The organism is Mycobacterium sp. AT1, from assembly GCF_002043095.1.
Taxonomy (GTDB): Bacteria; Actinomycetota; Actinomycetes; order Mycobacteriales; family Mycobacteriaceae; genus Mycobacterium.
On sequence record NZ_MVOC01000023.1, the window covers coordinates 87488 to 102166 of the forward strand.

General features: G+C 68.7%; 12 protein-coding genes. 10 read left to right on the forward strand and 2 right to left on the reverse strand.

Annotated features, from left to right (window positions below; genetic code table 11):
- Nucleotides 1-59: 59 nt before the first annotated feature.
- From B1790_RS11885 to fbaA, 8 genes are all read left to right on the forward strand, one after another.
- Nucleotides 60-1130, forward strand: coding sequence for a hypothetical protein (locus B1790_RS11885; RefSeq protein WP_079923413.1), 1071 nt, complete (start codon nt 60-62; stop codon nt 1128-1130).
- A 95-nt stretch (nt 1131-1225) separates the two neighbouring features.
- Nucleotides 1226-2227 carry a substrate-binding domain-containing protein gene (locus B1790_RS11890; RefSeq protein ID WP_079923414.1) on the forward strand — a complete coding sequence of 334 codons (1002 nt, stop codon included), beginning with the start codon at nt 1226-1228 and terminating at the stop codon, nt 2225-2227.
- The gene (locus B1790_RS11895; RefSeq protein WP_079923432.1) at nt 2224-3219 is read left to right on the forward strand and encodes an ABC transporter permease; all 996 of its coding nucleotides are present in this window, start codon (nt 2224-2226) and stop codon (nt 3217-3219) included. Before B1790_RS11890 ends, B1790_RS11895 begins: the two co-directional genes overlap by 4 nt.
- Nucleotides 3216-3998, forward strand: a complete 783-nt coding sequence (locus B1790_RS11900) for an ATP-binding cassette domain-containing protein (RefSeq protein ID WP_079923415.1) — start codon at nt 3216-3218, stop codon at nt 3996-3998. Before B1790_RS11895 ends, B1790_RS11900 begins: the two co-directional genes overlap by 4 nt.
- Entirely contained in the window at nt 3976-4887 is a 912-nt protein-coding gene (locus B1790_RS11905; protein ID WP_079923416.1) for a PfkB family carbohydrate kinase, read from the forward strand. The genes B1790_RS11900 and B1790_RS11905 overlap by 23 nt, the downstream gene beginning before the upstream one ends.
- 5 nt (nt 4888-4892) lie before the next feature.
- Nucleotides 4893-5543: a nucleoside/nucleotide kinase family protein gene (locus B1790_RS11910; protein ID WP_079923433.1), complete on the forward strand. Its 651-nt coding sequence runs from the start codon at nt 4893-4895 to the stop codon at nt 5541-5543.
- A gap of 5 nt (nt 5544-5548) precedes the next feature.
- Entirely contained in the window at nt 5549-6538 is a 990-nt protein-coding gene (locus tag B1790_RS11915; protein ID WP_233165072.1) for a LacI family DNA-binding transcriptional regulator, read from the forward strand.
- A 37-nt stretch (nt 6539-6575) separates the two neighbouring features.
- Nucleotides 6576-7598 (forward strand): class II fructose-bisphosphate aldolase, encoded by a 1023-nt coding sequence (gene fbaA, locus B1790_RS11920; RefSeq protein ID WP_079923418.1) that lies wholly within the window; start codon nt 6576-6578, stop codon nt 7596-7598.
- A 6-nt stretch (nt 7599-7604) separates the two neighbouring features.
- Here the strand turns inward: fbaA and B1790_RS11925 are convergent, their stop codons facing one another.
- Both B1790_RS11925 and B1790_RS11930 read right to left on the reverse strand, forming a co-directional pair.
- The gene (locus tag B1790_RS11925; RefSeq protein WP_198951984.1) at nt 7605-10064 is read right to left on the reverse strand and encodes a phosphoketolase; all 2460 of its coding nucleotides are present in this window, start codon (nt 10062-10064) and stop codon (nt 7605-7607) included.
- 106 nt (nt 10065-10170) lie between these two features.
- The gene (locus B1790_RS11930; RefSeq protein ID WP_079923419.1) at nt 10171-10566 is read right to left on the reverse strand and encodes a hypothetical protein; all 396 of its coding nucleotides are present in this window, start codon (nt 10564-10566) and stop codon (nt 10171-10173) included.
- 453 nt (nt 10567-11019) lie between these two features.
- On the opposite strand from B1790_RS11930, the gene B1790_RS11935 reads away from it, so the two are divergent.
- On the forward strand, nt 11020-12486 hold the full coding sequence (locus B1790_RS11935) for a serine/threonine-protein kinase (protein ID WP_079923420.1): 1467 nt from the start codon (nt 11020-11022) through the stop codon (nt 12484-12486).
- A gap of 88 nt (nt 12487-12574) precedes the next feature.
- The coding region (locus tag B1790_RS11940; protein WP_079923421.1) for an MDR family MFS transporter at nt 12575-14679 on the forward strand (2105 nt) is incomplete at its 3' end.

The window sequence follows — 14679 nt, forward strand, 5'->3', positions numbered from 1 at the left end:
GCCCAAGTCTCCGGCCGCGTCGAGCCGGGGTGCTTGCCCCCACCGGTAACGTGACACCCATGGACCTCGTCCTCGGCTTGTCGCTGACCACGGCGGCGCTGCGCTGGGTGCTCGTCGAGGGGTCGACGGGCGAGGGCGACCCGATCGACCGCGGTGAGCTCGACATCCCGGCGATCGACGACGTCGACGCCGATCTGCTGGTGCATGCGGTGTTGAATCCCGCCGTCGTCGCCGAGGACCGGATCCGCGTCGTCGGGGTCACCTCCACCGCGGACGCCGGTGGGGCTGCGGCCGCCGTCGTCGACGCCCTCGTCGCGCGCGGTCACCACGACGTCGCGCGCGTCTCGGACACCGCGGCCGTCGCCGCCCTGGCCAGTGGCATCGCCGACATCACCGACTACGACGACGTCGCCGTGTGCATCGTCGAGCCGGACTCGGCCTTCGTGGCGGTGGTCGACGGCGGCGAGGTGACGGTTCACTACGTCGACCGGCCCGCGGACCGGGCCGACGCACTCGAACTCACCAGCAGCGTCATCGCCGTGCTCGACCGTGAGCCCGCCGCCATCTTCGTCATCGGCTCCGACGACGTCGAGGTCATCGTGACCGCCTTCGAGGCCATCACCGAGGCGCCGGTCTTCTCCGCCGCCGAGGCCGACCTCGCGCTGGCCCGCGGCGCGGCCCTGGTCGCCGCCAGGACGCTCGACATGTCCGACCCTCGGCCCGGGGATGTGCCGCCGCGCCGAGCCGGCGTGCTGCTGGGGGTGCTCGCGGTCGCGGTGGTGACGTTCGTGGTGTCGCTGTCGATCGCGATCGGACTCAACCTGAGTGACGACGATCCGGTCGAGAACCTCAGTGCCGCAGCGCAACCCGAACGCCTCGTGGTGCCACCGCCGACGAGCCGCCCGGCCGTCCGATTCCCGGACATCGCCCACGTCGTCGCGAAGACGATGACCGTCGCCGCGCCGCAGGCACCCCCGCCCGCCGCCGCCCCGGTGTACGTCCCGCCGCCCGTTGCCGCGCCGCCCCCGCCGGTCTACGTGCCCCCGCCGCCACCGCAGCAGCCCCGGTTGCGCGACCGGATCATCGAACGCATCCCGATCATCGGCCGCTTCCACGAACCGAGTCGGTAGTTTTTGCGAAAGCGCGTGCGCAAGCGCTTGCCTAGCGCTTAGGCTCCCCAACATCGCGCGACGACCGGCGTCGCAAAGAGGACAAGGGAGTCCACATGTTCGCAAGGCCCTCGCACGTCGTCGGAGCGGTTCTGATGGCAGGCTCGTTGGTCCTCGGTCTTTCCGGGTGCGGCGGATCCAGCTCCGACGAGGTCAAGGTCGGGCTCATCACCAAGACCGACTCCAACCCGTACTTCGTCAAGTTGCGTGAGGCCGCCCAGGCCCAGGCCGACAAGGACGGCGCCAAGCTGATCGCGCTCGCGGGTGCGTTCGACGGTGACAACGAGGGCCAGGTCGCGGCCATCGAGAACATGGTCGGCCAGGGCGTCAAGGGCATCCTGATCACCCCGAACTCCTCGACCGGCGTGCTCGACGCCATCAAGAAGGCGCGCGACGCCGGCGTGGTCGTCATCGCGCTCGACACCGCGACCGATCCCGAGGACGCGGTCGACGCGACGTTCGCCACCGACAACAAGGCCGCCGGCGTCAGCCAGGGCAAGTGGGTCAAGGCCGCGCTCGGGACCGCGGCGCCGCAGGTCGTCATGCTGGACGGAACCCCCGGCGGCACCGTCGACACCTTCCGCCACGACGGGTTCCTCGAGGGCTTCGGCATCGCCAACGGCTCACCGGAGATCGTCGGCCAGGAAAGCACCAACGGCGACCAGACCAAGGCGCAGACCGCGATGGAGAACATCCTCCAGCGCGCACCGGGCATCAACGCGCTCTACACCATCAACGAGCCTGCGGCTGCCGGTGCGTACCAGGCGATTCAAGCCGCGAACCGCGCCAACCAGATCACCATCGGCTCGATCGACGGCAGCTGCACCGGCGTCGCCGACGTCAAGGCGGGCAAGATCGGCGCGACCGTGATGCAGTTCCCGGCCAAGATGGCCGAACTCGGCGTGCAGGCCGTGGTCAAGTTCGCCAAGGACGGCACCAAGCCCAGCGGATTCAACGACACCGGCTCGCAGCTCATCACCGACAAGCCCGTCGCCGGTCTCGAGTCCAAGGACACCGCATGGGGCGAGCAGAACTGCTGGGGCAAAGCGGGCGCATGACCACCGACGCTCCCGCGACGGCACCGTCGTCGGTCTCGAGCCGGTTCAACGCGGGCAACCTCCTGCGTGAACCGTTGCTCGGGCCGCTGGTGGCGCTGGTCATCGCGATCATCATCTTCAGCTCGGTCTCGAACTCGTTCCTCAACCCGCAGAACGTGTCGCTGATCCTGCAACAGTCGGTCGTGGTGGGCATCCTCGCCGTCGGCCAAACGCTGATCATCCTCACCTCCGGCATCGACCTCTCGATCGGTGCGGTAGCCGTCTTCGGCACCATCGTGATGGCCCAAACAGCCGGCGCGAACGGGCCGTTCATGGCCCTGGCGTCGACGCTGCTGGTGTGCGTGGTCTTCGGCGCGATCAACGGCGGCCTCGTCACGGCATTGCGTCTGCCGCCGTTCATCGTCACCCTCGGCACGTTCACCGCGATCCAGGCCGCCACCCGGCTGCTCGCGGGCTCCGAGACCTACCGCGTGGAGCCGGGCCTGCTCACCTTCCTTGGCACGTCCTTCCGCGTCGGGTCGTTCTCGACCACGTACGGCGTGGTCGCGATGCTCCTGGTCTACCTGGTGATGTGGTACGCGCTGTCCCAAACAGCTTGGGGCAAGCACGTTTACGCCGTGGGAGGCAACCCGCAGGCGTCGAACCTGTCGGGCATCAAGTCCCAGCGGGTGCTGTTCTCGGTGTACATCACGACGGGGGTGATCGCGGCCATCGCCGCGTGGGCCGCGCTCGGTCGGATCCCCAATGCCGACCCGAACGCGTACCAGAACGCCAACCTCGAATCGATCACCGCGGTGGTCATCGGCGGCACCAGCCTGTTCGGTGGCCGCGGCGGCGTCGGCGGGACGCTGGTCGGCACGTTGATCGTCGGCGTCCTCCGCAACGGCCTCACCCAGGCCGGAGTCGACAATCTGTACCAGAACATCGCGACCGGCGTCCTCGTCATCGTCGCGGTGGCCGTCGACCAATTCGCCCGCAGGAGGTCACAGTGACTGGCGCACCGGTTCTGGAAGCCCGTGGACTCGTCAAGAAGTACGGCAACGTCACGGCGATCAACGGGGCCGACTTCGAACTGCGCGCGGGCGAGGTGCTCGCGGTCATCGGCGACAACGGTGCCGGAAAGACCAGCCTCATCAAGGCATTGGCGGGCGCGGTGGTTCCGGACTCCGGCGAGATGCTGATGAACGGAACACCCGTGTCGTTCAAGAACACCCGCGACGCGAGAGCGGCAGGCATCGAGACGGTGTACCAGGACCTCGCGGTCGTGCAGGCACTCGACATCGCGTCGAACCTGTACCTCGGACGCGAGGTGCGGCGAAAGGGTCTCGCGGGCAGCCTGTTCCGCCGACTGGACATGCCGAGGATGCGCGAGGAGGCCTCGCAGCACCTCGCCGACCTGAAGATCGGCATCAAGTCGGTGAACCAAGCCGTCGAGACGTTGTCCGGTGGGCAGCGGCAGGGCGTCGCGGTGGCGCGGGCCGCCGCGTTCGGCCGCGGCGTGATCATCATGGACGAGCCGACGGCCGCCCTCGGCGTTCGGGAGTCGGGACAGGTCATCGACCTGATCCGGTCGATCCGAGACCGCGGCATCCCCGTGGTGCTCATCAGTCACGACATGCCGCACGTGTTCGAGGTCGCCGACCGCATCCACATCCACCGGCTCGGGCAGCGCGCGGGCGTCGTCGACCCGAAGTCGCGTTCGATGTCCGAGGTGGTGGCGCTCATGACCGGTGCGGAGGAGCCGACCGATGAGGAACGCGCAGGTCTCTGAGAAGGCCCCGGTCGGGGTCTTCGTCGGGCTGGCGACGCTCGACGTGATCCACCGCATCGCGAAAGCGCCTGCGGCGAACCAGAAGATCACCTCGAGCGAGCAGTTCGTCGCCGCAGGCGGACCGGCCGCGAACGCGGCGGTCACCTTCGCGGCACTTGGCGGCGACGCGACCCTGGTGACCGCGCTCGGTGACGATCCGGTCGCGGATCTGATCCGAGCCGACCTCTTGGCGTACGGCGTGACGGTGGTCGACGCGGCGGCGGGCAGCACCCGGGTGGTGCCGGTCTCGGCCGTGTCGGTGGTCGAGTCGACGGGTGACCGGTCGGTCGTCTCGCTGGACGCGGTGAACTCCGACGCCACGCCACCGGCGGAGCTCGACGGTTTGGTGGCCGGTGCCGACGTGGTGCTGGTCGACGGACACCATCCCCTGATGGCGCGCGCCGCCGCCCGGCACTCGCGGGACCGGTCGACCCCGCTCGTCGTGGACGCCGGCCGGTGGAAGCCGGTGATGGGCGACCTCCTCGAGTATGCGACGGACATGGTGTGCTCCAACGACTTCCACACGCCGGGCGACGACCGGTCGGAGGCCACCGCCGCGACGCTGGTCGGTGCTGGTGTGCGGACCGTCGTCATCACGCACGGCGGTGACCCCGTTCAGTGGTGGTCGGACGGCGAGTCCGGCTCGGTGCCCGCAGAACGGGTAGTGGTGGTCGACACACTCGGGGCCGGCGATGCCTTCCACGGTGCGTATTCGTACTTCTCGACGCGGGGCGCGGGCGGCGTCGCCGAGCGCATCGAACGCTCCGCTCGCGTGGCGGCACTACGGTGTTCGATGGTCGGGCCGCGGGCCTGGCTGAGTGAACTGTCCAGCGAACGGATTGGAAAGTGAGAACGGTGAGCATCGACCACGACGTGCAGGACGCCACCCTCGACCAGTTGGTCGCCTGGGCCAGGGCGCTCGTGGTCGACGGTGAACGCCGCATCCTCGGCCTCACCGGCGCTCCGGGAGCCGGAAAGTCCACCGTTGCCGACCAACTCGTCACCGCCCTCGGCCCCGACGTCGCCGTGCTCGTCCCGATGGACGGCTTTCATCTGGCCAACGAGGTGCTGCTGGACCTGGGTCGCCGGGACCGCAAGGGCGCCAACGACACGTTCGACGACGGCGGGTACGCCCGGCTGATCTCGGCGCTGCGGGCGCAGCGCGTCGACGGCCCCGTCGAGTACGCACCCCGGTTCCGCCGGGAGATCGAGGAGTCGATCGGCTCGTCCATCCCCGTCCCACCCACGGTGCCGCTGGTGGTCACCGAGGGCAACTACCTGCTCCTGGAGTCCGACGCCTGGCCTGCGGCCCGGTCCTGCATCGACGAGGTGTGGTTCTTGGCCCCCGACACCGACATTCGTCACCAACGGCTGCTGCGGCGGCACGAGGCGTACGGAAAGTCGCCGCAGGACGCGGCGTACTGGGCGCTGGGCCCCGACGAGCGCAACGCCCAACTGATCGAGTCGACTGCCGGTCGAGCCGATCGGATCGTGCGTCTCCGGTGACCACGATGGGCGACGTCGCCCGCCTCGCGGGTGTCTCGGCGTCCACCGTCTCGCACGTGCTCAACGGCACGCGCAAGGTCGACACCGCCACCCGGGTCCGTGTCGAGGCGGCCATCGTGAAGACCGGGTACCGGCGCAACGTCGTCGCGCGATCGCTCGCCGCCGGGCGCACGCACACGATCGGACTCTCGATCTCGGCGTTGACGAATCCGTACTTCGGGAGCCTGGTGCACGCCGTGGAACGGGCCCTGTCGAACGCCGGGTACGTACTGATCGTCGGCGACTCCCACGACGAGGTGGAGTCGGAGAAGCGCGTCATCGATTCGCTGCTGGACCGTCAGGTCGACGGGATGATCGTGGCTCCTTCGGCTGGCTCGGAGCACGGTGCTCTTCCCGAAATAGCCAGGACGCGAACACCACTGGTGCTGATCGACCGTGGCCTCGACGTCGGGAGCGACCAGGTCGTCCCGGAGAACTTCTCGTCGACGCGGTCGCTGACGGCGCATCTGCTCGATCTCGGCCATCGGCGGATCGGCGTGCTGCGCGGGCTGGCCGGGATCTCCTCGACCACCGAGCGGTTCGACGGCTACTCCGCCGCGCTGGCCGACCGCGGCGTCGTCGTCGACCCGGCTCTCGTCCTCGACGGCGCGTCCAGCACCGACGTGGCCGAACGCGAGGTGCGCGCGCTGATGTCCGGTGGCGACCGCCCCACCGCGCTGGTGTCGTTGAACAACTCGATGACCATCGGGGCGCTCAAAGCCCTTCGTGGCCTTGGCTTGTCGATTCCGGCGGACGTCGCGTTCGTCTGCTTCGACGACTTCGAATGGTCGGACCTCTTCGAGCCGAGGCTCACCGCCGCGGCCCAAGACGTCGAGACGATCGGCACCACCGCGGCCGACATGCTGCTGGCCCGCATCCGGGGACACGACGCTGCGCCGCAACGAATTCACGTACCGACCACGTTCCATCACCGTAATTCGTGCGGCTGCACCTAGACGTTCAGCTCACCACCCACTGACAGGACATTCGACCATGCCGATTGCCACCCCCGACCACTACGTCGCCATGCTGGACCGCGCCAAGGAGGGCGGGTTCGCCTACCCGGCGATCAACGTGACCAGTTCGCAGACGCTCAACGCCGCCCTGCAGGGGTTCGCGGAGGCAGAGAGCGACGGCATCATCCAGGTGTCGCTCGGTACGGCGCTCTACTTGTCCGGCAACAGGGTTCAGAGCCGCTTCGCGGGGTCGAAGGCGCTCGCGCTCTATGCTCAGGAGGTCGCGTCGCACTACTCGGTCACGGTCGCCCTGCACACCGATCACTGCCCCGCCGAGAATCTCGACGACTGGGTCCGGCCGCTGATCGCCGACGCGACGGAACGCCGCGCCCGCGGCCTCGACCCGCTCTACCAGTCGCACATGTGGGACGGTTCCGCGGTGCCGCTCGACGAGAACCTGCGCATCGCAGCAGGATTGCTGGAGGCGTCGGTGGCGGCGAACACCATCCTCGAGATCGAGGTCGGCGTGATCGGTGGCGAGGAGGACGGCATCTCCCACGAGATCAACGAACAGCTGTACTCCACGGTCGACGACGCGCGCGCCACCATCGCGGCACTGGGGACGGGGGAGCGCGGTCGGTATCTCACCGCGTTGACCTTCGGCAACGTGCACGGCGTGTACCACCCGGATTCGGTTCACCTGCGCCCGGAGATCCTCAAGGAGATCCAGACGGTGATCGGCGCCGAGACCGGCACGGACAAGCCGTTCGACCTCGTCTTCCACGGTGGATCCGGATCGAGCGCCGAGGACATCGCGTCGGCCGTCGCCAGTGGCGTGGTGAAGATGAACGTCGACACCGACACCCAGTACGCGTTCACCCGGTCCGTCGCCGGGCACATGATCTCCAAGTACGACCAGGTGCTCAAGGTCGACGGCGACTACGGCAACAAGAAGGCCTACGACCCCAGGTCGTGGGGCAAGCCCGCCGAGAACGCCATGGCCGCAAGGGTTGTCGAGGCCGCCCAGATGCTGGGGTCGGCCGGCCGGGCGATGCGCTAGCGGCGACTACTCGTTGTCGCCGCCGGTCGCTTCGGTGGCGCCGACGGCGCCGAACGTCGCGCCGTGGGCGGCTGGCCACACCCAGTCACGCACCTCGGGGATGTCGTCACCGTGGGTGCGCGTGTACTCGCGGGCGGCGAGCCGTTTGTCGACCATCTGCTGGCGCAGCGTCGCATACGAGGACTGCAGCGACGGCACGCGGTCGATGACGTCGATCACCAGGTGGTAGCGGTCGAGGTCGTTGAGCATCACCATGTCGAACGGCGTCGTGGTGGTGCCCTCCTCCTTGTAGCCGCGCACGTGCAGGTTCTCGTTGTTGGCGCGACGGTAGGTCAGGCGGTGGATCAGCCACGGGTACCCGTGATAGGCGAAGATCACCGGCTTGTCCCTGGTGAACAGCATGTCGAATTCGCGGTCGGACAACCCGTGTGGATGCTCCTTCTCGTCCTGCAGCCGCATCAGGTCGACCACGTTGACGAAGCGGATCTTCAAGTCGGGCACGTTCTTTCGCAGCAGGTCCACCGCGGCCAGGCCCTCGAGCGTCGGGACGTCACCGCACGTCGCGACGACGACGTCCGGCTCCTCGCCGAGTACCTCGCTGCCCGCCCACTCCCAGATGCCAAGCCCGCGTGTGCAGTGCGCGATCGCTTCCTCCATGGTGAGGAAGTTCGGGCTGGGCTGCTTGCCTGCCACGACGACGTTGACGTACTGACGTGAGCGAAGGCAGTGGTCGTAGGTGGACAACAGCGTGTTGGCGTCCGGCGGCAGGTACACCCGGACCACTTCGGCGCGTTTGTTGACCACATGGTCGATGAAGCCGGGGTCTTGGTGGCTGAAGCCGTTGTGGTCTTGACGCCAAACATGGCTGGACAGAAGGTAGTTCAGGCTGGCGATCGGCCGGCGCCACGCAATGTGGTTGGTCACCTTGAGCCACTTGGCATGTTGGTTGAACATCGAGTCGATGATGTGGATGAACGCCTCGTAGCAGTTGAACAGGCCGTGGCGTCCGGTCAGCAGGTAGCCCTCCAGCCAGCCCTGGCACTGGTGCTCCGAGAGCATCTCCATCACGCGGCCGGCGCGGGCGAGGTGTTCGTCGACCTCGGGGCCGACGTACTCGGCGTTCCACTGCTTGTCGGTGGCGTCGTAGACGGCCTGCAGGCGGTTGGACGCGGTCTCGTCGGGGCCGAAGATGCGGAAGTTGTCGGGGTTGAGTCGCACCACGTCGGTGAGCCACTTGCCGAGCACGCGGGTGGACTCGGCGATCGTGGCACCCGGTGCGGGCACGTCGACTGCGTAGTCCCGGAAGTCGGGCAGGCGGAGGTCCTTCATCAGCAGACCGCCGTTGGTGTGCGGGTTGGCGCTCATCCGCAGGTCGCCGGTCGGGGCGAGTTCGGCGATCGTCGGATCGAGTTTGCCGTCGGCGTCGAACAATTCGTCGGCGCGGTAGGACGCCAGCCAGTCGGCGAGCACCTTGAGGTGTTCGGGGGTGTCGCGGGCGTTGGCGAGTGGAACCTGGTGTGCGCGCCACGACCCGGTGGTCTTCTTCCCGTCGATGTAGGCGGGTCCCGTCCAGCCCTTGGGGGTGCGGAAGACGATCATCGGCCAGCGGACCCGCTCGACGGCGTCGTCCGGTAGTGCCTTGAGTTCGGCAATCCGGTTGAGCACCGTGTCGAGCAGTTCGGCGAAGTCGCGATGCGCCTGCGCCAGATCGGTGTCCTCGGTGGCCTCGAAGAAGTACGGCTCGTGGCCGTACCCGACCATCAGGCTGCGGAGTTCTTCCTTCGGAATGCGATCCAGCACAGTCGGATTGGCGATCTTGTAGCCGTTGAGGTGCAGGATGGGCAGCACGACGCCGTCCTGCGTGCGGTTGACGAACTTGTTGGAGTGCCAGCTGGTCGCCAGCGGTCCGGTCTCCGCCTCGCCGTCGCCGACCACGGCGGCCACCAGCAGGTCGGGGTTGTCGAAGGCGGCACCGTAGGCGTGCGACAGGGCGTACCCGAGCTCGCCGCCCTCGTGGATGGAGCCGGGCGTCTCGGGGGCGACGTGCGACGGGATGCCGCCGGGGAACGAGAACTGGCGGAACAGTCGACGCAAACCCTCCGCGTCGGAGGTGACGTCGGAGTAGGTCTCCGAATAGGTGCCGTCCAGGTAGGCGTTGGCGACCAAACCGGGACCACCGTGGCCGGGGCCGGTGACGTAGATCGTCGACTGAGAGCGTTCCTTGATGGCCCGGTTGAGGTGGGCGTAGAGGAAGTTCAGCCCCGGCGTGGTGCCCCAGTGGCCCAGCAGCCGGGGTTTGACGTCGTCGCGGGCCAGGGGGGTCCGCAGCAGCGGGTTGTCCAGCAGGTAGATCTGGCCGACGGACAGGTAGTTCGCCGCCCGCCACCAGCCGTCGAGTTGAGACAACGTGTAGTCGCTCAGCGGTTTTACGTCGGCCGAGTTCCAAGCCGTGGTCACTGCGCTCATGGAGACATCCGTTTCCTTGTGGTGGTGACAAATTCATCGTACGGCTGGTGTGACCTGGTGACCGGGTCGTCGTCGAATGGCAACCGACCGTTCGTGCTGGCGTCGGCTAAGCCGACAGCTCCACGAGCGCGCGACGCGCGGCGAGCCGCCCGGCGATGCCGCGCATTGCCTCGCCCACCGAACCGACGACTCTCGGGCCGTCGGACGTCAGGGATTCCTGCCGCGCCTGGTCGAGGACGAGCGTCAGCTCGGCAACGGGGCTCAGGCCGCTCGTGAACGCATCGTCGATGCCGCCGGCCTCCCGCAGATCCAGCACCAGTGCGCCGCCGACCAGGGCAAACCGTCGCACGTGGTTGGTCACCAGGGTGCGGTTGGCGTCGCCAACGCGGCCCGTCACCTCGACGAGGACGGCGAGGCTTCGCAGCTGCGCGCGCAACTGGACGCCGTGGCACTCCGTCACGGGGCCGCGGGCTGCGAGCGACGAGGCGCTGGTTGTGAGCACGAACGGGAGCCGATCTGTCGGTCGAGCGGACCTTGGATGTCGGCTGCGGGCTCAACCGTCCTGGCCAGCCTAACCGGTGCCGGGGTGCGTATTCAAAGATGCTGCGCAACAACGGATTACCGGCGATGTGCTCGTCGATGCTCCCTTCAGCCGCGGCTTCCGGTCGCCGTTCTGGGCCTGGACCCGCTCTCGAAGTCCATATCACCGGTGATATCACTGCGGGACTGATATCACCGGTGATAGCGAGTTCCAGACCGGGTGGGCACGCCCCCTTGGGGACGAGCCGCCGATTCCCCTTTCGCCCACCGACCGGTACTACTCCCCGTGAACGGCGCGTGGCCGTGCGGCCCTGTACCCTGGGCACGAATCAATTGGCTTGTGCTGCTTCGGCTTCGGCATCACGCCAGGTCACGCTACGGGCGGACCCAAGACGAAGTGAGGGAAGGATCGGTTATGGCGTCCCCGGGTGCTGGACCGCGTCCGAGCACGCGATTCGGACCCTACGAGCTGCAGGAACTCATCGGCATGGGCGGCATGGGTGAGGTCTACCGGGCCTATGACACCGTGCGCGAGCGCATGGTGGCCCTGAAGATCCTGCGGGCCGACGTCGCCGCCGACCCGAGTTACCGGGACCGATTCCGGCGCGAGTCGCGCATCGCGGCCCGACTGCAGGAACCCCACGTCATCCCCGTGCACGACTTCGGCGAGATCGACGGGGTCCTCTACATCGACATGCGCCTGGTCGAGGGCGGCAGCGTCAAGGACGAGCTGCGTGTCAAGGGTGTCCTGCCGCCGGCGCGGACGGTGGCGATCGTCAGCCAGGTCGCCGCCGCGCTGGACGCCGCGCACGCCAACGGCCTGGTGCACCGCGACATCAAACCCGAGAACGTGCTGCTGACCCCGGACGACTTCGCCTACCTGGTGGACTTCGGCATCGCCAACGGCGGCGGCGAAGCGACCGTGACCAGGACCGGGATGATCATCGGGTCGTGCGCGTACATGGCCAGCGAGCGGCTCGGCGGCACGCCAGGCGGCCCGCCGTCGGACGTGTACTCGCTGACGTGCCTCTTGTTCGAGTGCCTGACGGGCCGGGCGCCGTTCGAGGCGGCCGACATCCGCCAGGTCATGAGCGCGCACATGTTCGCGCCGCCGCCGCGGCCCAGCGAAGTGCGCCCGGGCCTCAACCCCGCGTTCGACGCCGTCGTCGCGAAGGGCATGGCGAAGAGTCCCGGCGACCGGTTCGCCACGGCGGGCGAGCTGGCCAGGGCGGCCGCGGCCGCGGTCCACGCGTCGCCCCGACCCGCCGCGGCGCCCCACACCAGGCAATTCACGGCCGAACGGCCGCCGGCGTACGTGCCGCACCCGGCCGTCGCGGCCCAGGCTCCGGTGGCGCGGTCGCGGTTCGGTCGCACCCAGAAGTTGTTGCTTGCCGGGACCGTCGCGACCCTCGGCCTGGCGGCGGGGCTGGCCGCGGCAATCGTCTTCACCGGCGGCGATACCGGATCGCAGCCGCAGAGCCGGCTGGCCGCGCCGCCCAGTTCGACGTCGGAGACGGAGACCACTACGACGACGACCACCTCCGCCGCACCGCTCTCCGGCGTGTCCAACGTCGACGCGAAGGGCTTCGTCGGCGAGGCGGCCCGCTGCGACACGGGAGCGGCGGTGGCGGCGATCCGGACGGCGTCGTCGCTGGCGGTCATCTGCCAGGACTCGCCGGGCAGCTTCTACTACCACGGCCAACGGCTGCGCGACGGAGCCAACGTGCGCATCGCCACCGCGGTGCCGAACGGGAGCGGCTACGACGCCGTGAACCCGGCCGACGGCGCCAGGTACCAGGTGCGGCCCGACCAGCTGACGATCATCAGCAACGGGCACGTGGACTCGGCTGAGCCGGCGCTCGAATACGGCTCCACGAGCTGACGGGATTGCAGCAGGCGTTCGGCGGGTACATTGTTAGGTCGCGTAACTAACGCCGACATCAACTGACACCCGGAGCGAGGACCACTGCATGACGGCCACGATGACCGGTCCACCCCCTCCCGCTGACGTCGAGGTCGCCGGCCCCAAGCGCAACCTGATCTTCACCGCGGTGCTGCTGGGCATGCTGCTGGCGGCGCTGGACCAGACGATCGTGGCGACGGCGCTGCCGACCGTGGTGGCAGATCTTGGTGGCGCCGGCCACCAGGCGTGGGTGGTGACCAGTTATCTGCTCGCCTCGACCGTGGTGACGGCGATCGTCGGCAAGCTCGGCGACCTGTTCGGCCGCAAGCCGGTCTTCATCGCGGCGGTGCTGTTCTTCATGGCCGGGTCGGTGCTGTGTGGCCTGGCCGGGTCGTTGCCGATGCTCGTCGCGGCACGGGCGCTGCAGGGCATCGGCGGCGGCGCCATCATGGTCACCGCCACCGCGGTGATCGGCGAGGTAATCCCGCTGCGCGAACGCGGCAAGTACCAGGGCGCCCTCGGCGCGGTGTTCGGCGTGACGACGGTGATCGGCCCGCTGCTCGGCGGGTTCTTCACCGACCATTTGAGCTGGCGCTGGGCGTTCTGGATCAACGTGCCCGTGGCCGTCGTGGTGCTGATCGTCGCCGTCATCGCCATCCCCAACCTGGGCCGCAAGGCGCGCCCGGTCATCGACTACGCAGGCATCGTGCTGGTCGGCGTCGGCGCCACCGGACTCACGTTGGCCACCAGCTGGGGCGGCAGCGAGTATGCGTGGGGCTCGCTGATGATCATCGGCCTGTTCGTCGGGTCGGTGATCGCGATCGCCGCCTTCATCGCCGTCGAACTGCGCGCCAAGGAACCCATCCTGCCGATGCGGCTGTTCCGCGAGCCGGTGTTCGCGGTGTGCTGCGCGCTGTCGTTCGTCGTCGGCTTCGCGATGCTTGGCGCGTTGACGTTCCTGCCGACGTTCATGCAGTTCGTCGACGGCGTCTCGGCCACCACGTCGGGGCTGCACACCCTGCCGATGGTGCTCGGGCTGCTGACGATGTCGATGAGCAGCGGCGTGATCGTCGGCCGCACCGGGAAGTACAAGATCTTCCCGGTCGTCGGCACGGCGGTGATGGCCGTCGGCTTCGTGCTGTTGTCGCGGATGGGTCCGGACACCTCCACCCTGGTGCAGTCGCTGTACCTGGTGGTCCTTGGCGCGGGCATCGGCATGTGCATGCAGGTGCTCGTCCTGATCGTGCAGAACACCGTCGACTTCGCCGATCTGGGCGTCGCGACGTCGGGCGTCACGTTCTTCCGGACCATCGGCAGCTCGTTCGGTGCGGCGGTGTTCGGGTCGTTGTTCAACAACTTCCTGACCGACCCGCTCGCCGACGCCGTGGCCAAGAGCGGCGCACCGGCCGCGGCGGCGCAGTCCCCGGACGCGCTGCACGCGTTGTCCCCGGAGATGGCCGCCCCGATCGCGTCGGCCTACGCCGATGCCCTCGACCAGGTGTTCCTCTACGCCGCGCCGGTGGCCGTCGTGGGATTCGTGTTGGCGCTGATGCTCAAGCAGGTTCCGTTGCGCAGCAACGACGTCAGCATCGCCGCCGACATGGGCGAGGGCTTCGCGATGCCGACCACCGACTCGCCGGACCAGCTGCTGGAGAACGCCGTCGGCCGGTTGATCAAGCAGGGGTCCGGCATGCAGTTGCGCGCCATCGCGGAGCGGCCAGGCAGCAAGCTCGACATCAGCAGGCTGTGGGCGCTGCTGCAGGTCTACCGGTTCGGGCAGGCCGCGGGGCAGGCCCGGCTCAGCGACATCGCCGAACACGTGCGCGTGCCGCGGGAGATCCTCGAACCGGCCTTCGACCGGCTGGCGCTGACCGGCTACGCGGCGCGCACCCAGGATCAGTTCTGGCTGACGCCGGCCGGGGCTCGCGAGGTGGAGCTGGTACGCGCGCAGACCTTGGAGTGGTTGACCAGCGGGCTCACCCAGTCGGCCGGGCTGCACATCCAGCCCGACCGCACCCAGGTCAAGGAAGTGCTCGAGCGCATCTCGCAAGACGTTCTGGTGCAACGGGATTACACCGAGGACGCGACGCAGGCGATGCGGATGCGGCCGCCGCGCCGGGCACCGCAGCCACCGCGTCGACCCCCGGCGCCCATGCCACCGCGCGGCCAGCA